Annotated in this window: 20 protein-coding genes; 9 read left to right on the top strand and 11 right to left on the bottom strand. The window is 71.7% G+C overall.

The features are described 5' to 3' along the window. The first annotated feature begins 113 nt into the window (after window positions 1-113). The 4 genes from VFM98_RS24175 to VFM98_RS24190 all read left to right on the top strand — a co-directional run bounded on the left by VFM98_RS24175 (window position 114) and on the right by VFM98_RS24190 (window position 2,999). The gene (locus VFM98_RS24175; protein ID WP_325112446.1) at window positions 114-1,061 is read left to right on the top strand and encodes a sugar kinase; all 948 of its coding nucleotides are present in this window, start codon (window positions 114-116) and stop codon (window positions 1,059-1,061) included. Continuing rightward, window positions 1,058-2,035: a D-glycerate dehydrogenase gene (locus VFM98_RS24180; protein ID WP_325112447.1), complete on the top strand. Its 978-nt coding sequence runs from the start codon at window positions 1,058-1,060 to the stop codon at window positions 2,033-2,035. The genes VFM98_RS24175 and VFM98_RS24180 overlap by 4 nt, the downstream gene beginning before the upstream one ends. Before the next feature lie 119 nt (window positions 2,036-2,154). Continuing rightward, window positions 2,155-2,643, top strand: coding sequence for a CBS domain-containing protein (locus tag VFM98_RS24185; RefSeq protein WP_325112448.1), 489 nt, complete (start codon window positions 2,155-2,157; stop codon window positions 2,641-2,643). 170 nt (window positions 2,644-2,813) lie between these two features. Further along, window positions 2,814-2,999: a hypothetical protein gene (locus VFM98_RS24190; protein ID WP_325112449.1), complete on the top strand. Its 186-nt coding sequence runs from the start codon at window positions 2,814-2,816 to the stop codon at window positions 2,997-2,999. Between the two features lie 68 nt (window positions 3,000-3,067). On the opposite strand, the gene VFM98_RS24195 is transcribed toward VFM98_RS24190, so the two are convergent. The 4 genes from VFM98_RS24195 to VFM98_RS24210 all read right to left on the bottom strand — a co-directional run bounded on the left by VFM98_RS24195 (window position 3,068) and on the right by VFM98_RS24210 (window position 6,280). Further along, entirely contained in the window at window positions 3,068-3,421 is a 354-nt protein-coding gene (locus VFM98_RS24195; protein WP_325112450.1) for a KGG domain-containing protein, read from the bottom strand. 135 nt (window positions 3,422-3,556) lie between these two features. Then, complete coding sequence (locus VFM98_RS24200; RefSeq protein WP_325112451.1) at window positions 3,557-3,937, bottom strand: thioredoxin family protein; 381 nt, start codon at window positions 3,935-3,937, stop codon at window positions 3,557-3,559. A gap of 26 nt (window positions 3,938-3,963) precedes the next feature. Further along, the gene (locus VFM98_RS24205) at window positions 3,964-5,598 is read right to left on the bottom strand and encodes a phosphoethanolamine--lipid A transferase (RefSeq protein ID WP_325112452.1); all 1,635 of its coding nucleotides are present in this window, start codon (window positions 5,596-5,598) and stop codon (window positions 3,964-3,966) included. A gap of 4 nt (window positions 5,599-5,602) precedes the next feature. Continuing rightward, a complete protein-coding gene (locus VFM98_RS24210; RefSeq protein WP_325112453.1) occupies window positions 5,603-6,280 on the bottom strand; it encodes a phosphatase PAP2 family protein in 678 nt (225 codons plus the stop codon). 54 nt (window positions 6,281-6,334) lie between these two features. Between VFM98_RS24210 and VFM98_RS24215 the strand changes: the two genes are divergently transcribed. Together VFM98_RS24215 and VFM98_RS24220 are read left to right on the top strand one after the other, a co-directional pair. Beyond that, window positions 6,335-7,021, top strand: coding sequence for a response regulator transcription factor (locus VFM98_RS24215; RefSeq protein WP_325112454.1), 687 nt, complete (start codon window positions 6,335-6,337; stop codon window positions 7,019-7,021). Beyond that, complete coding sequence (locus tag VFM98_RS24220) at window positions 7,018-8,355, top strand: histidine kinase dimerization/phospho-acceptor domain-containing protein (protein WP_325112455.1); 1,338 nt, start codon at window positions 7,018-7,020, stop codon at window positions 8,353-8,355. Before VFM98_RS24215 ends, VFM98_RS24220 begins: the two co-directional genes overlap by 4 nt. A 9-nt stretch (window positions 8,356-8,364) precedes the next feature. On the opposite strand, the gene VFM98_RS24225 is transcribed toward VFM98_RS24220, so the two are convergent. The 5 genes from VFM98_RS24225 to VFM98_RS24245 all read right to left on the bottom strand — a co-directional run bounded on the left by VFM98_RS24225 (window position 8,365) and on the right by VFM98_RS24245 (window position 12,821). Further along, window positions 8,365-9,036, bottom strand: a complete 672-nt coding sequence (locus VFM98_RS24225; RefSeq protein ID WP_325112456.1) for a histidine phosphatase family protein — start codon at window positions 9,034-9,036, stop codon at window positions 8,365-8,367. Window positions 9,037-9,066: 30 nt separating this feature from the next. Further along, entirely contained in the window at window positions 9,067-9,735 is a 669-nt protein-coding gene (locus tag VFM98_RS24230; protein WP_325112457.1) for a VOC family protein, read from the bottom strand. A gap of 93 nt (window positions 9,736-9,828) precedes the next feature. Next, window positions 9,829-10,695 carry a PhzF family phenazine biosynthesis protein gene (locus tag VFM98_RS24235; protein WP_325112458.1) on the bottom strand — a complete coding sequence of 289 codons (867 nt, stop codon included), beginning with the start codon at window positions 10,693-10,695 and terminating at the stop codon, window positions 9,829-9,831. Window positions 10,696-10,698: 3 nt separating this feature from the next. Further along, a complete protein-coding gene (locus VFM98_RS24240; RefSeq protein ID WP_325112459.1) occupies window positions 10,699-11,895 on the bottom strand; it encodes a PLP-dependent aminotransferase family protein in 1,197 nt (398 codons plus the stop codon). Continuing rightward, window positions 11,892-12,821, bottom strand: a complete 930-nt coding sequence (locus tag VFM98_RS24245; protein WP_325112460.1) for a DMT family transporter — start codon at window positions 12,819-12,821, stop codon at window positions 11,892-11,894. The genes VFM98_RS24240 and VFM98_RS24245 overlap by 4 nt, the downstream gene beginning before the upstream one ends. Before the next feature lie 140 nt (window positions 12,822-12,961). Between VFM98_RS24245 and VFM98_RS24250 the strand changes: the two genes are divergently transcribed. Continuing rightward, a complete protein-coding gene (locus VFM98_RS24250) occupies window positions 12,962-14,368 on the top strand; it encodes a PLP-dependent aminotransferase family protein (RefSeq protein ID WP_325112461.1) in 1,407 nt (468 codons plus the stop codon). Window positions 14,369-14,371: 3 nt separating this feature from the next. Here the strand turns inward: VFM98_RS24250 and VFM98_RS24255 are convergent, their stop codons facing one another. After that, window positions 14,372-16,078 carry a phospholipase D family protein gene (locus tag VFM98_RS24255; RefSeq protein ID WP_325112462.1) on the bottom strand — a complete coding sequence of 569 codons (1,707 nt, stop codon included), beginning with the start codon at window positions 16,076-16,078 and terminating at the stop codon, window positions 14,372-14,374. Between the two features lie 84 nt (window positions 16,079-16,162). Continuing rightward, window positions 16,163-18,046, bottom strand: coding sequence for a ribosomal protection-like ABC-F family protein (gene abc-f, locus VFM98_RS24260; RefSeq protein ID WP_325112463.1), 1,884 nt, complete (start codon window positions 18,044-18,046; stop codon window positions 16,163-16,165). A 112-nt stretch (window positions 18,047-18,158) separates the two neighbouring features. Here abc-f and VFM98_RS24265 point away from each other — a divergent pair, with 112 nt between their 5' ends. Next, entirely contained in the window at window positions 18,159-18,611 is a 453-nt protein-coding gene (locus VFM98_RS24265) for a (2Fe-2S)-binding protein (protein WP_325112464.1), read from the top strand. Further along, window positions 18,608-20,887 carry a xanthine dehydrogenase family protein molybdopterin-binding subunit gene (locus VFM98_RS24270; protein ID WP_325112465.1) on the top strand — a complete coding sequence of 760 codons (2,280 nt, stop codon included), beginning with the start codon at window positions 18,608-18,610 and terminating at the stop codon, window positions 20,885-20,887. Before VFM98_RS24265 ends, VFM98_RS24270 begins: the two co-directional genes overlap by 4 nt. Window positions 20,888-21,296: the final 409 nt, after the last annotated feature.

A 21,296-nucleotide genomic window follows, 5' to 3' on the forward strand; every position in this document is an offset into this window, starting at 1 on the left:
CGCGCGCTGCCCTGGGCGATCGAATACCCGCTGGCGGGCGAGGACCTGCTGGCCGTCACCCGCGACGAGATCCGGCAGCTGCGTGCCGCCGCCGCAGGCCTGGGGGCCGGCGCATGACGGGCATCCGCTACGACGTGGTCACCTTCGGCGAGATGATGCAGATGTTCGTCGCCGAGACGCCCGGCCCGCTGGAGCAGGTGATGCGCTTTTCCAAGCGCACCGCCGGCGCCGAGACCAATTTCGCCATCGGCATGGCACGCCTCGGCCTGCGCGTGGGCTGGGCGAGCCGCCTGGGCACCGATTCCATGGGCCGCTACCTGCTGGCCGAGATGCAGCGCGAAGGCGTGGACTGCTCGCGCGTGACCTGCGATCCCGCCCAGCGCACCGGCTTCCAGTTCAAGGGCCGCGTCACCGACGGCAGCGACCCGCCGGTGGAATACCACCGCAAGGGTTCGGCGGCCAGCCAGATGGGCCCGGCCGACGTCGACGAAGCCTGGCTGCGCTCGGCGCGCCACCTGCACGCCACCGGCGTGTTCGCCGCGATTTCGCCCAGCGCGCGCGCCGCGGCGCAGAAGACGCTGGACGTGATGCGTGCCGCCGGCGGCACGATCTCCTTCGATCCCAACCTGCGGCCGACGCTGTGGGCCTCGGCCGAGGAGATGCGGCGCGAGATCAACGTGCTGGCCTGCCAGGCCGACTGGGTGCTGCCCGGGCTGGAGGAAGGCCGCTTCCTCACCGGCGAGGAGACGCCGGAAGGCATCGCCCGCTACTACCGCCAGCGCGGCGCCAGCCTGGTGACGGTGAAGCTCGGCCCCGAGGGCGCGTACTTCGACGGCCTGAACGGCGCCGGCCACATCGCCGGCTTCCCCGTGCGTGAAGTGGTGGACACGGTGGGCGCCGGCGACGGCTTCGCGGTGGGTGTGGTGAGCGCCCTGCTCGAAGGCCGCAACGTGCCCGATGCGGTGCGCCGCGGCGCCTGGATCGGCGCCCGCGCCGTGCAGGTGCCGGGCGACACCGAAGGCCTGCCCACGCGCGCCGAGCTGGAGGCGGCGGGGCTGTGAGCGCGCCGCGCAAGTCCGTGCTGGTGTTCCGCGAGCTGCCGGACGACCAGCTGGCGCGCATCACGGCCCTGCACGACGTGACGATCGCCAACCCGCGCAAGCCCCCGCAGCTGGCCGCCTTCGAGGCGGCCCTGCCGCAGGCGCAGGGCCTGATCGGCTCCAGCTACCGCATCACGCCGGAGCTGCTCGAACGCGCCCCGCGGCTGGAGGTGATCTCCTCGATCTCGGTGGGCGTCGACAACTATCCGATCGCGGCGCTGCAGGAGCGCGGCATCCTCCTGTGCCACACACCGGGCGTGCTGACCGAAACTACCGCGGACACCGTGTTCGCGTTGGTCATGGCCGCCAGCCGCCGCATCGTCGAACTCTCCAACCACGTGCGCGAAGGCCGCTGGGACCGCAACATCGGCGAGGACCTGTTCGGCTGGGACGTGCATGGCAAGACGCTGGGCATCCTCGGCTTCGGCCGCATTGGCCAGGCCGTGGCCCGGCGCGCCGCGCTGGGCTTCGGCATGCCGGTGCTGTACCACAACCCGGTGGCCGTCGACGTGCCGGAACTGGCCGGGCGGGCGACGCACCTGCCGCTCGATGAACTGCTGCAGCGCGCCGACATCGTCGCCGCGACGCTGCCGCTGACCGAGCAGACCCGCGGCCTCATGGGTGCGCGCGAGTTCGCCCTGATGAAGCCCGGCGCGATCTTCGTCAACGGCGGTCGCGGCGCGACCGTGCAGGAGCCGGCGCTGCTGCAGGCGCTCGACTCCGGCCATCTGCGGGCGGCGGCCCTGGACGTGTTCGCGGTCGAGCCGCTGCCGCAGGATTCGCCCCTGCGGCGCCATCCGCGCGTCACGCCGCTGCCGCACATCGGCTCGGCGACGCACGAGACGCGCTACGCGATGGCTCGTCTGGCCACCACCAACCTGCTGCAGGCGCTCGCCGGCGAGCGTCCCGCGACGCTTTACCTTCCCGGCGCCTGAGCCGCACCGTCCTACGCCAGCTTGCGAGCGGGCCGATAGCACGGGAGCGCCGCCTCGCTAGATTGGGCGCAAGGGCGCGGCGCCCGCCGTGCCCCTTCCCACACGCGAAGGAGAACTCGATGACGACGGTGGCAGATGTCATGACGCGCGACGTGCGCACGCTCACCCCCAGCGACTCGGTGGTGGCTGCGGCCCGGTGCATGGACGAACTGAACGTGGGCGTGATCCCCGTGTGCGACGGCGAGAAGCTGGTCGGCATGGTCACCGACCGCGACATCGTGGTGCGCGGCGTGGCGGCGCAGCAGGGCGAACTCAAGGCCATGAAGCTGGCCGACGTCATGAGCTCGCACGTGCGCTGCGCCCGCGAAGGCGACGACGTGGACCGCGTGCTGAGCGAGATGGCCGAAGCGCAGATCCGCCGCCTGCCGGTGGTCGATGGCGAGCAGCGCCTGGTCGGCATCGTTTCCCTCGGCGACATCGCGGCCAAGAACCCGGAAGACGAAGTCGACGTGGCCATGTCGCTGGGCGACATTTCCTCGCCCGCGGAGCCCGATCGCTCCGAGACCGGCACGCAGTCCCAATCGCAGTCGCAGTCGCAGAAGCACTGAACGCGTGACGTGAACGAGCCGACGCGGTGCAGAACGCACCGCGCGTCCATCCTCCCGATGGAGGGGCAGTTGCGGTTCGGCCACGCTTGCGTGCGGAAAGAGGAGCTGCGGGTGAAAACCCGAAACAGTTGTGTCATGGTTCGCTGCCAAACTGCCCGGCAGGTGAACCGATGCGTTTCTCTTCCGTCTTCCAGCTTCCCGCCGTGCCGCAGCAGCCCGCCGCGCCGGTGCGCGAGGCTGCGCCGGCGGAGATCGTCGGCAAGGAGCCTGCGCCGGAGCCCGCGCCAGGGGACGGCCTGCCCGATGACCTGGATGCCCGGGTGCGCCTGATCGGCGAGTGGCAGTTCGGGGAATGAAGCAAAAGACAAGGCCGCCGGAGGGCGGCCTTGTGGCGCGAGTGGAGACCTTGCCCCGATCCGAGCTGTCAGTGCTCGCTGCTGCCGCCGCCGCTGCTGTGCGAGCCGCCGCCGCTGCTGCCCTGCGAGCCGCCGTGGCTCGAGCTGCCGGAGCTGCCGCCGCCGCTGTTGCTGCCGCTCGCGTGCGAGCTGCTGCTGGCGCTGCTCTGGTTGCCCATGGCGCTGCGCCGGTTGGCGCTGCGGGCCATGCCGCCCTTGCGGCCGGCCTCGCGGGCCTCTTCGGACGTGAACTCGTGCGCCGTGCCCTTCTCGTGGGCCGCGCGCCCGCCTTCGCTCGCGATCTCGCGCTGGCGCTGCGGGTCCATGGAGGCGAAGCCGCGGTTGGATTTGCCGCCCTGGTTGCCCTGGTTGTTGGAAGCCATCTGAGGATCTCCTTGCAAACTGAGTGTTGGAACTGCATGGCGGGTCTGCGCCAGCCATGGTGTGATTGAGCTTGCAAGTGCGCACTACGCTCGTCAGGCACGAATGCTGCCGGGTGTAGGAGCGGCCCTACCTCGTCAGACCAGCGCCTGGGGGAGTACTTCCGGCTTCAGGCGCTGCAGCAGCGCGGCGGCTTCGGCGCCCACCCCGGGTGCGGGGCGAGGTTGAGCTTGGAGGGTGGCCAGCAGCCGCGTGAACTGGGTGCTGGAGGGCGGGATGGGGCCGAGGAACAGCACTTCGTCGCCGCGCGCCACCATCAGGGTGGGAAAGGTCTCGATGTCGACGTCGCCCATCGCCTCGTCTTCGTCCTCGACGTCGACCCAGGCGAAGCGCAGGTGCGTGTTGGCGCGGGCCTGGGCGGCGAAGGTGGGCTGCCATTCGCGGCAGACGCCGCACCAGGCGGCGCACAGGCACACCACCCACCAGGTGGCTTGCTCCTCGGCGCCGCTGCTGTCCATGGCGGCAGTTTAGCGGGGACGCGGGCTCAGGGCGCCTCGCAGCCGGCGTAGGCGTCGAAGCCGCGCCGGTAGGCGGCGGTGCCGACCTGCATCAATCCGAGCACGGAGTGGAACAGGTGGTCGTGCGTGATGCGCGCGTCGGCGTGCTCGCGCAGGCACTGCATGGTGACGCCGCTGGCCTGCTGGAAGCCGGGCGACATCCACGTGACCCAGGGCACGTGCTTCTGCACGTCCGGCGCGATGGCATAGGGCAGGCCGTGCAGGTACAGGTTGTTCTCGCCCAGGGATTCGCCGTGGTCGGCCACATAGAGCAGGGCGCCGTCGTAGTCGGCGCGCGAGCGCAGCCAGCCGATGGCGGCGCCCAGCACGTGGTCGGTGTACGCGATGGTGTTGTCGTAGGCATTGCGCAGCTGCTCCGCGCTGCAATCCGGCAGGTGGCTGCTGGTGCACTCCGGCATGAACTTCTTGAACGCCGGCGGCGTGCGCTGCGCATAGGCCGGGCCGTGGCTTCCCATCTGGTGCATCACCAGCACCACGCCCTTGCGGCGCTGCGCCTCCGGCAGCTGCGCGAGGCGCTCGTCGAGGCCCTGCACCAGGATCTCGTCGCGGCATTCGCCGCCGGGGCACAGGGCTGCGTCCTTGGTGGCGGAGGTGTTCACGTTCGGAATGCGCGCGCACACGCCCTTGCAGCCGCCCGGCTGGTTGTCGATCCACAGCACGGCGAGGCCGGCGTGCTGCAGCACGTCCAGCAGGTTCTCGGATTCCTGCGTGCGCGCCAGGAAGCCCTCGCGCCCCAGGTGCGAGAACATGCAGGGCACCGAGGCGGCGGTACTGGTGCCGCAGGCCCAGGCGTTGCGGAAGCTCACCGCCTGCGCGCGCGCCAGCTCCGGCGTGGTGTCGCGCTCGTAGCCGTTGATGCCGAAGTTGCCGCTGCGCCCCGTTTCGCCCAGCACCAGCACCAGCAGGCGCGGCTTGGCGCCCGGCGGGGCCGCCGCCAGCCTGGCATCGCGGCCGAGCGGTGCCAGCGGACCCTTGACCTTGCGCTGGCCCAGGGTCGACTGCCCCACGGCCCAGAGCTGGTTGAGCGGATTGAGCAGGTAGCGCAGCTGGGTGTGGTTGCGCATCGTGGAGGCCAGCGGCTGGAAGCTCAGGAGGATCAGCACCACCACGACGGCGAGCCCGGCGCCCAGGCCGGTCAGGTTGCGCAAGGCCTGCTGCTTCCAGGGACGGTGCGCCACGCCGACGCGCCACACCAGCCAGGCCGGCAACAGGCCGCCCAGCAGCACCGTGGCGGCGAAGCGGGGCGTGAGCAGGGCGCGCGCTTCGGCCCAGTCGGTCTGCAGGGTGTTGGTGGCCATCGCGCCGTCGATCACGATGCGGTAGGTCCACATGAAGTGCGCCCCGGCCGCGGTGGCCACCAGCAGCAGCACGATGGCGGGCTTGAGCACCCGTTTCCAGGCGAACAGGCTCAGCAGCGCATAGAGCGCGGCGCCGACCATCCCGGCCAGGGTGAGCGACAGCAGCCAGCCACCCTGGGCCTGGGCGATGCCCAGGCTCTGCAGTTCACGCCACAGGGCGGCATTGCCGGCGGTGGCCATCCAGGCGCTCGCGCCGCCGACCAGGAATGCGGCGGGAACCCGCCGCGGCTGTCGTTCTTCCAATTCCTCAAATCCTCTCGAGCCGCCACCTGCGCGGCCAGGCCGCATCCACCACGCAGGCCGTGGCCCAGCACACGGCGGCGCTCCACAACGTATGGCTCATGAAATGGGCGCCGCGCCATTGCTGCGCCAGCCCCAGCAGCAGGCCAGCCGCCAGCGCGCCGACCAGCCAGGCCCGCGCGCGCTGCGCGTCGGACCGCCGGAATGCGAAGTATCCCCCGACGAAGGTGAATCCCGAGGCCGCGTGTCCGGCCGGGAAGCAATGGCCGGCGCCGCCATCGGGCCGCAGGCTCCAGTGCGAGGCGTATTGAGCGAGTCCGCCGAACTCGCCGAGTTCCCAGGGGCAGCTCGTATGGCTGCCCGCCTTGAGGATTGCTACCGCCAGGGCCCCGAGCAGCGTCGTCAGCGCCAGTTGCGTCCGCTCGCCCTGCGTCAGGCGCGCCAGCGGCCCGATCGGCCACCACACGCCCAGGCAGAGGGCCAGCGCCAGCAGCCAGGCGACGCGGCGGGCGCCCTCGTGGGCCACGCCGGCCAGCAGCCAGTGCTCGCGCAGCGCGAATCCCGCGGCCGACCCCGCCAGGCGCGCCAGCGGCAAGTCCAGGCCGCTCGCGTCCCAGGCCAGCGCCAGCATCAAGAGCCCCAACGTGATCCAGCCGGCTTCGGACGGCGCGCTTCCCCTTCTCATGCAACGCATGCTCCGGCGCAAGGATTAAGCAGTCCTTAACGGCACAATCGCGCCATGCGCGTGCTGGTGGTGGAAGACGACCAAGGCATCGCCGGCGGGCTGGCGGCCCACCTGGGGCGGGCCGGCCACGCCGTGGACTGCATGCCCGGCCTGGCCGGCGCCTGGACCGCGCTGGCCGCGGAGGCCTACGACGTGGTGCTGCTGGACCTGGGCCTGGCCGACGGCGATGGCACTGAGCTGCTGCGGCGGCTGCGCGCCGCGCCCGCCGGGCGACTGCCGGACCCGGCCACGCCCGTATTGATCATGACCGCGCGCGACCAGGTCGCCTCGCGCATCGCCGGCCTCGACCTGGGTGCCGACGACTACCTGACCAAGCCCTTCGACCCGGACGAACTGGCGGCCCGCATGCGCGCCCTGCGGCGGCGGCTGGCCGGCCGCGCCCAGCCCACCATCCGCTATGGCGAGATCGAGATCGATCCGGCGGCGCGCGCCGTGCAGCGCGCCGGCGCGCCGGTGGACGTCTCCACCCGCGAGTTCTCGGTGCTGCTGGCGCTGATGGAGGCGCGGCCGCACGTGCTGTCACGCCCGCAGCTGGAGGCCAAGCTGTACAACTTCGACAGCGTGCTGGAGAGCAACGCGATCGAGGTGCACGTGCACCGGCTGCGGCGCAAGCTGGGCGAAGGCCTGATCCGCACCGTGCGCGGCGTGGGCTACTACGTTCCGGCGGAGCCGGCCGCGTGAACGCCCGCCGCGGCCCCAGCCTCACGCGCCACCTGCTCGCGTGGGTGCTGGGCGCCCTGGTGCTGGTGTGGGCGACGTTCATCGCCTTCGGCTACCAGACCGGTGAGCAGGAGGCCGACGAACTGACCGACGGCCATCTCGCCAGCGTCAGCGCGCTGCTGATGCCGCTGGCGCCGCGCGGCCTCACGCCGCAGGTGGTGCTGCCGCCCACGCAGTCGCCGCACGAACTGAAGGCGCACGACTACCAGCGCTCCATCAGTGTCGTGCTGTGGGATTCGGCCGGCCGGGTGCTGGCGCGCACCGGCGACGCACCGCTGCCGCCCTTCACGGCCCCCGACGGCTTCGCCACCCTGCAGCTGGGGGATCCGCCGCAGCCCTGGCGCGCCTTCTCGCGCTGGGACGAGCAACGCGGCAACCGCCTGACGGTGCTGCTGTCGCAGCGCGAGCGGGACGAACTGGCCGCCGACATCGCCGGCCAGGTGGTGGAGCCGGGTCTCTGGCTGCTGCCGGTGGTGGCGCTGGTGCTGGGGCTGGCGATCCACCGGGGCCTGCGGCCGCTGCGGCGGCTCGCGCAGCAGGTGCACGCGCTCGACACGCAGGAGGCGCAGAAGATCGAGGATCCGGTGCGCTTCCAGGAGCTCGCCGCCAACGTCGACGCGATCAACCGGCTGGTGGAGCGCTACCACGCGGCGCTCACGCGCGAACGGGCGCTGGCCAACGAATTCGCCCACGAACTGCGCACGCCGCTCGCCTCGCTGGCGCTGCAGGCGCGCAGTGCGCGCGAGGCGCCGCCGGGCCCCGCGCGGCAGGAGGCGCTGGGCCGGCTGGAGGAGGACGCGCTGCGGGCCGGCGAGGTGCTGGCGCACCTGCTGGCGCTGGCGCGCGCCAGCCGCGCCGAACTGCACGAGGCGGCGCAGCCGGTGGACCTGGACGCGCTGGCGCGGCGCGTGGTGTCGGAGTTCGCGCCGCACGCGCATGCCGGCGGGCGCGAGCTGGGCTTGTCCAGTCCCGGGCCGTTCCCGCTCTCGGGTCACCCGGTGCTGCTGGAGCTGGCGTTGCGCAACCTGGTGCAGAACGCGCTGGCGCACACGCCGCGCGGCACCCAGGTCGAAGTGGAACTCGATCCCGCCGCCCGCGCCCTGCAGGTGGCCGACGACGGCCAGCAGCATGCCGGTCCGCCCGGCGAAGCCACGCCACCGCTGCAGCCGCTGCGGCTGGGCCTCGGGCATCGCGTGGTGGAGAAGGTGGCAGCCCTGCACGGCGCGACCTTCGAGCCGGAGGTGGCGCTGCCGGATGCGCGGCGGGCGTGGCGGATCCGGTTCGCGGCGGGGTGAGGAGGGCCCTCACGCGTAAGTGACCCACTCCCGGTACTCCGGCGCATCGAGGTGCGGAATGGCATTGAACGTGAGCAGCGAATGCCGCTTCGGCGTGAACGCGAACTCCGTGATCGCCGTGTTGCGGATGCGCATGTTCAGGTCGATGGTCGCTTCGGGCTTCGTCCCCAGCACGGCGCCGACCGCCGTCGAGATCGGGCCGCCGCTGGTGACCACCAGCACGTTCTGGCCATAGTGGTTGGCGCGCACGTGGTCGAGCGCGCTGGTCACGCCGGCCACGAACTCGGCGTAGCTGGGCATGCCGACCGGCCGCGTCTCGCCGGCCATCCAGCGCCCCATCGCATCGCGCAGCAGGCGGAAGTGGTGCCGGTACAGCTCCGGCGAATCGGGCTTGGGCAACTCGCCGGGATGCACGGTGGCGATCAGCGCGGCGCTGTCGTATTCGTTGAGGCCTTCCCAAGCGAGATGTTCGCCGGCCCGGTTCATGCCTTCGAGGATCCCGGCCAGCGTCTGCTTGTGCCGGCGCAGGGTGCCCGCGATCAGGCCGTCGAAGTGCAGGCCGCGCCCCGCGAAGTACTCTCCCAGGCGCCGCGCCTGGCGCTGGCCGAGCTCGCTGAGCTGGTCGTAGTCGGCGGCGCCGAAGGAGGCCTGGCCATGGCGGACGAGGTAGAGGGTGCCCATGCGCCCATTCTGGCAAAGCCGCGGCGCGGCTCAGGACGCGAGGGTGACGCGGCCGCGCGGCGTGGCCAGTACCGCGCGCAATTGCGCCGGGCCTTCCTGGAGCGTGACGGCCTCGAGCCCGATCGCCTCGTGCGCGCTGCGCAGGCGCGCCGCTTCCGGATGCGTCGCGGACAGGCTCGCCAGCGTGACGCCCGATTCGGGCAGGCCCGGCGCCGGATGCGTCTCGCCCCATTCGATCAGCGTCGGCAGCACGCCGTCGAACAGGCGCTGGCCGTCGGGCCGGATCGTGATCTGCCACTGCAGCAGCCCGCGCGGCGTCTCGCGCGAGGCCGCAACCACGTCGCCGCGCTCGATCCCGAGCTCCCGCCAGGCGCGCACCGCCGAACGCACGTCCGGCACGCTGGCCACGTAGTGCAGCAGCCGCGGCCCTTCGCGCCGCAGCCGGTCGCGCAGGGCCTCGTCGTCGAGGTCGAACCAGCGCCGCGGCCGCTGGGGCGCGCGGCCGGGTTGCACGGCGATGATCTCGAAGTAGGCGCGCGGGAAATCGACCGTGGCGATGCGCAGCAGCCGGTTGTGCGTGCCCATGAGCGGATGCTCGCCGCCGGAACCCGGCACCACGCCCAGCGTGGCCTCGCACCAGGCCACGCCCTGCTCCAGGCTCTCGGCGCCCACCACCAGGTGATCGATGCGGGCGTGCATCTCAGCGCCCGCCCGGCCGCCCGAAGGGCGCTGAGGGCCCCCTCGGGGGGCAGCAGCGAGTTACACGAAGTGAACGAGCGTGGGAGCTCATGTTCACAGCCTCACCTGGCCGTCGATGCAGGTGACCGAGGCGCCGCCGATCCAGGTCTCGCCCGCGTCGTCGCGCTCCACGTGCACCCGGCCCGCGCGGCCCAGGGCCGTGCCCTGGCTGGCCACGTAGCTGCGCGGCGCGATACCGGCGCCGATCAGCCATTGCGCGAGTGCGGCGTTCAGGCTGCCCGTGACCGGATCCTCCGTCAGGCCGTTGTTGCCGGGGAAGAAGGCGCGCACCTCGAACAGGCAGCCGTCGCCCGCCGGCCGCGTGCCCACCACGCCGACCTTGCCGCGCGGGCCGACCACGCCGACGTCGAGGCCCGCGAGGATGGCGCCCTCGGGCTTCAGCGCCAGCACCTGTTCGGCGGACTTCAGCAGCACGCCGCGCCAGGCGGGCCCGTTGTCGCACCAGGCGTGGTCGACGATGTCGCTGCGGGCCACGCCGAGCCCGCGCGCGATCAACGCCACGTCGTCTTCCGGCAGCGGGCCGCTGCGGCGCAGCGGCGGCGCGGCGAAGGCGAGGCGCTCGCCGGTGCGCTGCAGCTTCACCAGGCCGACGCCGCACTCCTGCACGATCTGCTCGCCGCGCGGCCGCCCGCCCGCCTCCAGCCAGGCATGGCAGCTGCCCAGCGTGGGGTGGCCGGCGAACAGCAGCTCGCGGCCGGGCGAGAAGATGCGCACGCGGTAATCCGCGCCGGCTTGCGTGGGCGGCAGCAGGAAGGTGGCTTCGGACAGGTTGGTCCAGTTGCAGAACTGCTGCATCTGCTCTTCGGACAGGCCCTCGCCATCGAGCACCACCGCCAGCGGGTTGCCGCGGTAGGGCACGGAGGTGAACACGTCGACTTGCTTGAAGGGGCGCAGGCTCATGGTTCAGCGGGTGGCGAGGTCGCGGAGGGTGGCGGCCAGGGCAGCGATGCCGGCGTCGATCTGCTCGCGCGTGGCCGTCACGAACGAAAGGCGCAGGGTACGCGCATCCGCCGCGTCCGCATAGAAGGGCGAGCCGGGAACGAAGGCGACGCCGCGCTCCACCGCGTGCGGCAGCACCTGCACTGCGTCCATGCCGGCCGGCAGCCGCGCCCACAGGAACATGCCGCCGTCGGGCGCGTTCCACTGCACGTCGAGGCCGCGCATCTCGCGCGCCAGCGCTTCCAGCATGGCGTCGCGCTGCGCCTTGTACAGCGCGCGGATGGTGGGGACATGGCGCTCCAGGAAGCCGTCGCGCAGCACCTCGGCCACCAGCCGCTGGTTGAAGCTGGGGCTGTGCAGGTCGGCCGCCTGCTTGGCTTGCAGCAGCTTGGGCAGGATTTCCGGCGGCGCCACCATATAGCCCAGGCGCAGGCCGGGCGACAGCACCTTGGAGAATGAGCCGAGGTAGATCGTGCCTTCGGGATAGCGCGCTGCCAGCGGCGGCGGCGGAGGCGCGTCGAACCACAGCTCGCCGTAGGGGTTGTCTTCCACCAGCGGCAGCGCGAGCTCGCGCGCCGTCTGCACCAGCGCCTGCCGGCGCGCCTCGCTCATGGTGCGGCCGGTGGGGTTCTGGAAATTGGACAGCACGTAGAGGAAGCGCGCTCCGGCGCGGCGGCGCGCGAGGTCGGCGAGGTCCACGCCCTCGGCGTCGCTCGCCACGCCCGTCACTTCGGGCTCCATCGGTGCGAAGGCCTGCAGTGCGCCCAGGTAGGTGGGTGTTTCGACCAGCACCCGGCTGCCGTGGTCCACCAGCACCTTCGCCACCAGGTCCAGCCCCTGCTGCGAGCCGGTGGTGATCAGCACCTGGGCGGGATCGACATTCCAGGGCAGCAGCGCGGCCACCGCCTCGCGCAGCGGCCCGTAGCCTTCGCTGGCGGCGTACTGCAGGGCACCGCGGCCGTCCTCGCTCAGCACCTGCTCGCAGGCGGCGCGGAAGGCCTCGACCGGGAAGGTGAGCGGCGAAGGCAGGCCGCCGGCGAAGCTGATGATGCCCGGGCGTTCCGTGACCTTCAGGATCTCGCGGATCACGGAGGGGTTCATGCGTTCGGCGCGGCGCGCCAGGGTCCAGCCCGGCTGGGGCTGCAGGTCGTTGGCTTTCATCGGGATTCCACGGCAGGGGAGAGGACGGGAGGGGCGGGGGCGCGGCCGACGGGCATGCGGCGGCCGACGAAGACCGTGGCGATCACGGCCAGCGCGAAACCGACGCTGAGCGCGTCGAGCCGCTCGCCCAGCAGCGGCACGGCGAACACCATGCTCAGGAAAGGCTGCAGCAGCTGCACCTGGCTCACGCGCACGGTGCCGCCTTGCGCGAGCCCGCGGTACCAGGCGAAGAAGCCGATCCACATCGAGAACACGGCGACGTAGCCGAAGCCCCACCAGGCGCTGGCCGGAATGGCGATCTGCGGCCGGGTCCAGTAGGCGAGCGGCACCGTCAGCGGCAGGGTGAGCACCAGCGCCCAGCAGATCACGTATTCGGCGCGCATGCGCTGCGACAGCCGCGCGCCCCAGGCATAGCCGACGGCGGCGAACGCCATGGCGGCGAGCAGCAGGGCGTCGGCGCCGTGCAGGCTCAGGGTGCTGCCCGAGCGCAGCAGGGCGAAGGCGACCACCAGCACGCTGCCGAGGCCGGCGCAGACCCAGAAGCCGCGCGAAGGGCGCTGGCGGTGCAGCAGGGCGCCGACCAGCGCGGTCGCCAGCGGCAGCACGCCGACGATCACGCTCGCGTGCACGGCCTCCACGTAGCGCATGGCGATCGAGGTGCAGACCGGGAAGCCGAACACCACGCCGGCCGCCGTGATGGCCAGCGCGCGCCATTCGCCGCCGCGCGGCAGCGGCGCCCGGGCGGCGAGCAGGAACAGGAGCGACAGCACACCGGCCACGGCGGCACGGCCGAGGGCGACGAACACGCCGGAGAGCAGCGGCGCCTCCGGCGTGCCCACGGCCAGCCGTGTCATCGGCAGGGTGAGGGCGAAGATGGCCACGCCGGCGACGCCGAGCCACAGGCCGTGGCGTTCCACGGGCGTCACGGGCGGGTTCCTCGGTGGGAGGGAGGTGCGATGTGCATGGAGCCAATGTACGGGCCGGGATCAGTACACTTCCAGTACACTTTGCCAGATCACAAGATGCGCTGTATTGCCCGCCGCGGCAGTACAGACAGGAACCCGCCATGCTGCTCAAGGCCTCGTCCCAGTCGCTCACCGACCAGCTCGCCGCCCGCTTCGGCGAGCGCATCCGCAACCGCTTGCTGGCGCCCGGGGCGCGCCTGCCGTCGGTGCGCCAGTGCGCCGAGCAGCAGGGCGTGAGCCCTTCGACCGTGGTCGCGGCCTACGACCAGCTGCTGGCGCAGGGTCTCGTGGAGGCGCGCAAGAACCGCGGCTTCTTCGTGCGGGAGGCGGCGCCCCAGGAGGGCGCGCCGGGGCGTCCGCAGCGCCGCGCCAGCACGCGCGGACCGGCGCCGGTGGATGCCACCTCGCTGATCCGCGGCATGTTCCACCGCGCGAGCAACAAGCCGCAGCCCGGCATGGGCGTGTTCCCGACCGAGTGGCTCGAGACCACCTTCCTCTCGACGGCGGTGCGCAAGGTGACGAACACGCAGGCGCTGCACGCCTTCTCGCTGCAGTACGGCGAGCCCTTGGGCGATGCCGGGCTGCGGCGCGCGCTCTCGGCCAAGCTGGCCGCGCTGGACGTACCGGCGCCGCCGGAGCACATCGTCACCACCGTCGGCGCCACCCACGCGCTGGACATCGTCAGCCGCACGCTGCTGCGCCCCGGCGATCCGGTGATGGTGGAGGAGCCGGGCTGGGCGGTGGAATTCGCGCGGCTCTCGGCCCTGGGCATGCACCTGCTGCCGGTGCCGCGGCGCGCCGACGGACCGGACCTGCAGCTGATGGCGAAGTACTGCGAGGTCCACAAGCCGAAGCTGTACGTCAGCGTGAGCGTGTTCCACAACCCGACCAGCTATTGCCTGTCGCCGGGCAGCGCGCACCGGCTGCTGCAGCTGGCCAACCAGCACGACTTCCACATCGTCGAGGACGACACCTACAGCCACATCGCGCCGGCGCACGCGACGCGCCTGTCGGCGCTGGACGGCCTGCAGCGCACGATCTATGTCGGCGGCTTCGCCAAGATCCTGGCGCCCAACTGGCGCATCGGGTACGTGGCCGCGCCGGAAGCGCTGGTGGAGCCGCTGCTGGACACCAAGATGCTGACCACGCTCACCACGCCCGCCCTGCTGGAGAAGGCGCTCGCGGTGTGCATCGAGCAGGGGCAGTTGCGCCGCCACTGCGAGCGCATCCGCACCCGGCTGGACCTGGCCCGCAGCCGCAGCGTGAAGCTGGCGCTGCACGCGGGCTGCCAATTCGTTGCCGAGCCGGCAGGCCTGTTCGGCTGGGTGGACACGGGCGTGGACACCGACGCCCTCTCGCAGCGCATGCTGGACGAGGGCTACCTGCTGGCACCGGGCGCGCTGTTCCATGCCCAGCGCAAGCCCAGCACGCTGATGCGCATCAACTTCGCGACCACGCAGGACGCGGCGTTCTGGAAGAAGTACGGCGAGCTGGTGAAGAAGCTCTGAGCTTCAGAGCATCTGGTCGGGCGCGAACGGGCCGAGCACACGTACCAGCAGCTTCAGCCGCGCGCTCGCGCCGGGCTCGCTGTCCTCGTCGCCGAAGCCCGCGCCGGGCGGCGCGCGCCAGTGCAGGCGATTGCCGCGCCGCTCAAGGCGGTAGGCCGCGGTCTTCAACGTGTCCTCGATCTGCTTCGTTCCCTGCTGCGCGAGCGCGGCGCTGCGCACCACCAGCGCCACTTCGCTGTTCTTCAGCTGCGAGCGCAGGTCGAGGTTCATCGAGCCGATCACCGACAGCAGGCCGTCGATGATCACCGCCTTGGAATGCAGGCTGGCGCGCGAGGTGCTGCTCTTGGAGCCGCCGGGGCCGCCGCCGAACAGGCCACCGCTGCCGCGCCGCTGCCCGCTGCTTCCCAGCAGGTCCGCCGCGGTTTCGGGATCGGAGCGCATCTCGTACAGCTCGACGCCCATGTCCAGCAGCGCCTGCCGGTAGCGGGCATAGCCCGCGTGCGCTGCCGGTGCATCGTTGGACGCGAGCGAGTTGGTCAGCACGCGGATGCGCACGCCGCGCTGGCGCAGTTGCCCGTACACGGCCATCATGCGCTGCCCCGGCACGAAGTAGGGCGAGATGATCAGGACGTCGCGCCGTGCCTGCTGCATCAGCGCCAGCAGGCCGTCGACGACGGTGTCGCCGGCGTTGACCTCGTCGTCGCCCGGGCCCACCTTGCCCGGCTCGTCCACCAGCAGGATGGACGGTGCCCAGACGAGCGGGACGCTGCGCAGGTCCATGGGCGGGCGATCGGCCGCGACCACCGCCGTGGGCGTGACCGAAGGCAGCACCGTCGGCGAGACCGTGACCGGCAGCACCGGACCGGGGGGCTGCGCGTCGGAAGTCCGTGTCGCGGAGCCCGGCTCCGGCTTGCGCAGGCGATCCAGGTCCTCCGGATCGAGCAGCGTCTGCACCGGATAGGCGAGCTCGTCGTTCCAGAAGCGATCGAAGCTCACGGACATGTCGCGCACGATGCGGCCGGCCGCGAGCACGTCGAGATCCACGAAGTTCTGCTTGTCGCCACTGCCGAAATAGCGGTCGCCCAGGTTGCGGCCACCCGTGATGCCCCAGGCGTTGTCGGCCAGGAACAGCTTGTTGTGCATGCGCTTCTGCATGCGGCCGACGTCGTGCAGCGAGGTGAGGATGCGCCCGATCATGTTGCTGCGGTTGCCGGGCAGGGGGTTGAACAGGCGGATCTCCACGTTGGGCTCGAAGGCGAGGCGCAGCACCTGCGCGTCTTCGCCCACGGAGTTGAAGTCGTCCAGCAGGATGCGCACGTGCACGCCGCGCCGGGCCGCATCGCGCAGCCCTTGCAGCAGCACCTCGGTGCTGGCGTCGGCGTGGATGGCGTAGTACTGCAGGTCGAGGCTGCGCTGCGCGCCCGCGATCAGCGCGAGCCGGCTGGAGAGCGCCGCATCGACGGCGTCGAGGAGGTGGAAGGCCGAATCGCTGCGCGTGCCGGCTTCGGCCCGGCGCGCCTGCACCAGCTGCCCCAGGGGCGTGAGCTCCGGCTGGTTGAAGGCGGTGGAGGCGGTGCGTCCTTCGTTGGCCGGCAGGCTCGCGCAGCCGCCCGCGCCCCCGAGCAGGAACGCGATCGCGAGGCATCGCAGCAGGAGCAGCCACAAGGACTGGAAGGAGCGCGCGGCGATCGCGGGACTGCAGGTGGACATGGGTGCAGGCACTGTAGCCGTGCAGCCCGCGTGGCGGGGCTGCGGCCGGGTCGGCAAGGACCGGCTTTGCTTGCCGGTGCGCGCCTACAGCTGACCCAGCGCCTCCCAGCGCTCCAGTGCCGCCATCAGTTCGTCTTCGATCTGTTCGCTGCGTTGCGCGAGTTGCGCGGCGCGGGCGGGGTCGTCGCGGTACACCGCGCCGGCGGAGAGTTCGGCCTGGATCGCCTTCTGCTCCTGCTCCAGCGCCTCGATGCGCGCGGGCAGCGCCTCGAGTTCGCGCTGTTCCTTGTAGCCCAGCTTGCGCTTGGGGGCCGGGGTGGCGGCGGCGGGTGCGGCAGGTTTCTCCCGCACCGGGGCGGCGGCGGGGCCGCTCGCCGCCTCGGCGAGTTCGCGCGCGCGCTTCGACTGCGTGAGCCAGTCCTCGACGCCGCCCTCGTATTCGCGCCAGCGGCCGTCGCCTTCGAAGGCGATCGTGCTGGTGACGACGTTGTCGAGGAAGGCGCGGTCATGGCTGACGAGGAACACGGTGCCCTCGTAGTCCTGCAGCAGTTCCTCCAGCAGTTCCAGCGTGTCGATGTCGAGGTCGTTGGTGGGCTCGTCGAGCACCAGCACGTTGGCGGGCCGCGCGAACAGGCGCGCGAGCAGCAGCCGGTTGCGCTCGCCGCCGGAGAGCGAACGCACCGGCGAGCCCGAGCGCGCGGGCGAGAACAGGAAGTCGCCCAGGTAGCTCTTGACGTGCTTGCGCTGGCGGCCGATCTCGATCCATTCGCTGCCGGGGCTGATGAAGTCCTCCAGCGTCGCATCGGGGTCCAGCGCGCTGCGCATCTGGTCGAAGTAGGCCACCTGCAGGTTGGTGCCCAGGCGCACGCGGCCGCTGTCGGGCGCGAGTTCGCCCAGGATCAGCTTGAGCAGCGTGGTCTTGCCGGCGCCGTTGGGCCCCACCAGGCCCACCTTGTCGCCGCGCAGGATGGTGCTGCTGAAGTCGCGCACCACCACCTTGTCGCCGAAAGCCTTCGTCACGTGCGTGAGTTCGGCCACGATCTTGCCGCTCGGCTGGCCGGTGGCCACGTCCATGCTGACGCGCCCGAGCGCTTCGCGCCGCGCGGCACGGCGGGCGCGCAACTGCTCCAGGCGCGTGATGCGGCCCTGCGCGCGGGTGCGGCGTGCCTCCACGCCCTTGCGCACCCAGACTTCCTCCTGCGCCAGCAGCTTGTCGGCCCGGGCGTTGATCACCGCCTCCTGCGCGAGCTGTTCCTGCTTGAGCGCCTGGTACTGGGTGAAGTTGCCGGGGTAGGACAGCAGCCGGCCGCGATCGAGTTCGACGATGCGGGTGGCGACGCGGTCCAGGAAAGTGCGGTCGTGCGTGATCAGCACCACGCTGCCGCGGAACTCCAGCAACAGGTTTTCCAGCCACTCGATCGAATCGAGGTCGAGGTGGTTGGTGGGTTCGTCGAGCAGCAGTACGTCGGGGCGCCGCACCAGGGCCTGCGCCAGCGCCACCCGCTTGCGATTGCCGCCCGAGAGTGAGGCGATCGGCGCCTCCGGCTCCAGGTGCAGGCGGTGCAGCGTTTCGTCGACGCGCTGGCGCCAGTTCCAGCCGTCCTGCGCCTCGATGCGGGCCTGCAGCGCGTGCAGCCGGTCGAGGTCGCCGCTGCCGTGATGGGTGAACTCGTCGACCAGCGCGATCACGTCGGCCAGCCCGATGCGCACCGCCTCGAACACGGTGGCTTCCTCGGGCAGCAGCGGCTCCTGCGCGACGAAGGCAGCGTGCAGGCCCTGCTGGCGCTGGACCTCGCCGTCGTCGGGCAGCTCCAGGCCGGCCAGGATGCGCAGCAGCGAGGACTTGCCGGCGCCGTTGCGGCCGATCAGGCCCACGCGCTCGCCGGCCTCCAGCGAGAAATCCGCGTGGTCCAGCAGTGCGACGTGACCGAAGGCGAGCTGGGCGTCCGCGAGGGTGATGAGGGCCATGATGCGCAGCGAAAGCCAGCGAGGTTAGCACCGCCGCCGAGCGGGCGCCGCCGGATGACCGGCGGAAGGGTGCGTGGCTATAGTCGGATCTGCTGGCTAAGGGAGGGGTTCCGTGGACCTGAACATCAATGGCAAGCGCGTGCCGGTGCAGGCGGATCCCGCGATGCCGCTGCTGTGGGTGCTGCGCGACCTGCTGCAGATGACGGGCACCAAGTACGGCTGCGGCATCGGCGCCTGTGGCGCCTGCACCGTGCGCATCGACGGCCAGGCCGTGCGCTCGTGCATGACGCCCGTGGCCAGTGTCGGCGCGCGAGCGATCCAGACGATCGAAGGCCTGGGTACGGCCGGCAAGCCGCACCCGCTGCAGGCCGCGTGGATCGCCGAACAGGTGCCGCAGTGCGGCTACTGCCAGAGCGGCATGCTGATGGCCGCGGCGGCGCTGCTGGAGAAGAAGCCCAAGCCGACCGACGCCGACATCGAACTGGCGATGACCAACATCTGTCGCTGCGGCACCTACCAGCGCGTGCGCGCGGCCATCAAGCGGGCGGCGGGGATGCGCGCGTGAAGCGGCGGGCCTGGCTGCTGGGGACGACAGCCGGCATGGGCGCGCTGCTGGTGGGCTGGCTGGCCCTGCCGCAGCGCTCGCGCATCGGCCTGGCGCGGCTGATGGCGCCGGGCGAGGGCGACTTCGCGCTCAATGGCTGGATCAAGATCCTTCCCGACGGCGGCGTGGTGCTGGCCATGCCGCGCAGCGAGATGGGGCAGGGCGTGCATACGGCACTGCCACAGCTCGCCGCCGAAGAACTCGACGTGCCGCTGTCGGCGGTGCGGCTCGAGCAGGCCGGCTGGGATGCGATCTACGGCAACGTGGCCATGCTGTACGGCTACCTGCCCTTCCACCCGCGCGAGGAAGAGCGCGAGGACGGATTCGGGCGCGTGAAGGCGGGGCGCTGGCTGGTGGGCAAGGTCGGACGCGAGCTGGGCCTCAATGCGACGGGCGGGTCCTCGAGCGTGGCCGATGCCTGGGACACGGTGCGGCTCGCCGCCGCCACCGCGCGCGCCTCGCTGCTCGGCGCGGCTTCGCTGCGCTGGAAGTTGCCGACGGAAGAATTCCAGGTGAGCGACGGCGTGGTTTCGCATCCGTCCGGGCGCCGCGCCGGCTACGGCGAACTGGCGCGGGAGGCCGCGTCCACGCCGCCCGGGCAGGTGCAACTCAAGGAGCGCAAGCAGTGGCGCGTGATCGGCCGGCCGGCGCCGCGCCTGGATCTGGCGTCCAAGGTCAACGGGCAGGCCCGCTTCGGCATCGACGTGCGGCTGCCGGGGATGCGCTATGCGGCGCTGCGGCTGGCGCCTTCGCTGGGCGGAGCGCCGGGACGCATCGACGCCGCAGAGGCGCTGGCGCTGCCGGGGGTCGAGCGCCTCGTCCAGCTGCCGGCGTACGCGGGATCCAGTGCGGGCTTCGCGGTGGTGGCTTCGAGCTTCTGGCAGGCACAGCGGGCCGCGCAGGCGGTGGAGGTGGAGTGGCGCGCCGGCCCGGGCGGGGGCCCGGACTCCGCTGCCATCGCTCGGCGGCTGGAAGAGGCGGTTCGCTCGCGCGAAGGCTTCACCTTCTACAGCGAGGGCAATGTCGAAGCGGTCGCGGCGGGGGAGGGCTCCCGCACGATCGAGGCCTGGTACAGGGCGCCCTACCTCGCGCACGCCACGCTGGAGCCGATGAATGCGACGGCGCGGGTCGAAGGCGGGCGGGTGGAAGTCTGGGCGCCGACCCAGGTGCCGCAATCGTGCCGCGAGGCTGCGGCGCGGGTGGCCGGCGTGCCCGTCGAGCGGGTGGAACTGCACGTCACGTACCTGGGCGGCGGCTTCGGCCGGCGGCTGGAGGTGGACTATGTGGCGCAGGCCGTGCGGGTGGCGATGGACCTGCCCGGCGTGCCCGTGCAGCTGATCTGGCCACGCGAGGAGGACACCACGCACGATTTCTACCGGCCGGCGCAGGTGGCGCGGCTGCGTGCGACGCTGGACCGGCAGGGGCAGCCCCTGGCGCTGCAGATCCGGTCTGCGGGCGACGCGATCGCGCCGCGGTGGATGGAACGCGCTGCGCCGGGTCTTGCGGGCCCGATCGACCTGCCGGACAAGACGGGCGCCGAGGGGCTGTTCGATCAACCGTATGCGTTCGCCCACCAGCGCATCCAGCACGTCTTCACGCGCAGCGGCGTGCCCGTGGGCTTCTGGCGCTCGGTGGGGCATTCGCACAACGCCTTCTTTCTCGAGTCCTTCATCGACGAGATCGCGGCGCAGCTGCGGCAGGACCCGCTGGTGCTGCGGCGCAACCTGCTGCGCGACTCGCCGCGCCACCTCGCGGTGCTGAACCTGGCCGCGGAACGATCGGGCTGGGAGCGGGTGCCGCTGCCCGCGGGACGCGCGCGTGGGCTGGCCCTGCACGAGTCCTTCGGCTCGGTGGTCGCGCAGGTGGTGGAGGTCTCGCTGCAGGGGCCCTTGCCGCGCGTGCACCGGGTGGTCTGTGCCATCGACTGCGGCACCGTCGTCAATCCGCAGATCGTCGCGCAACAGATGGAGGGAGCGGTGGTGTTCGCGCTGAGCGCGGCGCTGCATGGCCGCGTCGACATCCGGCGCGGCGTCGTGCAGCAGCGGAACTTCCCCGACTATCCGATGCTGCGGCTGGCCCTTGCGCCCCAGGTGGAGACGTACATCGTGCCGAGCGCGCGCGCGCCCAGCGGCGTGGGTGAGCCGGGCGTTCCGCCCTTGGCGCCGGCTCTCGCGGGGGCACTGTTCGCGCTGACGGGGCAGCGGCATCGCTCCTTGCCGCTCACCGATTTGTCCTAGGTGTTTTCCCTGTGCTATAGTCCGTGGCTCTGTTGATCGGCGCACGCCGAAGGCGAATGCGGGTCGACAGAGGCCTTCCGAACCGGGCCGACGAAAGTCGGTGTAGAATCGAAGGCTTCGCTGATGACGATGGCGAAACGCGACGACGGTCCAGCCGAAGCGCGGTTCGCAAAGAAAACAGCGAAAAGAGTTGACGGATCTCTTCAAAATCAGTCATAATCGAGGGCTTCGCTGATCGCAGCGGGGCAAGCCGAAGGAGCTGGCGAAGAGCTGGTTTTGGAGGCGAAGGATCGTTAACAACATACAGCCGATAAGCGTGGGCGTTTGATGGTGGTGGCGCGAGTTGCCAAGTTCTTCGGAACAAATCAAACGCTCATATGAAGAGAAGTGAAGTTCACTTCGATTCTTT

It is taken from the genome of Ramlibacter sp. (assembly GCF_035706265.1).
Lineage (GTDB): Bacteria > Pseudomonadota > Gammaproteobacteria > Burkholderiales > Burkholderiaceae_C > Ramlibacter.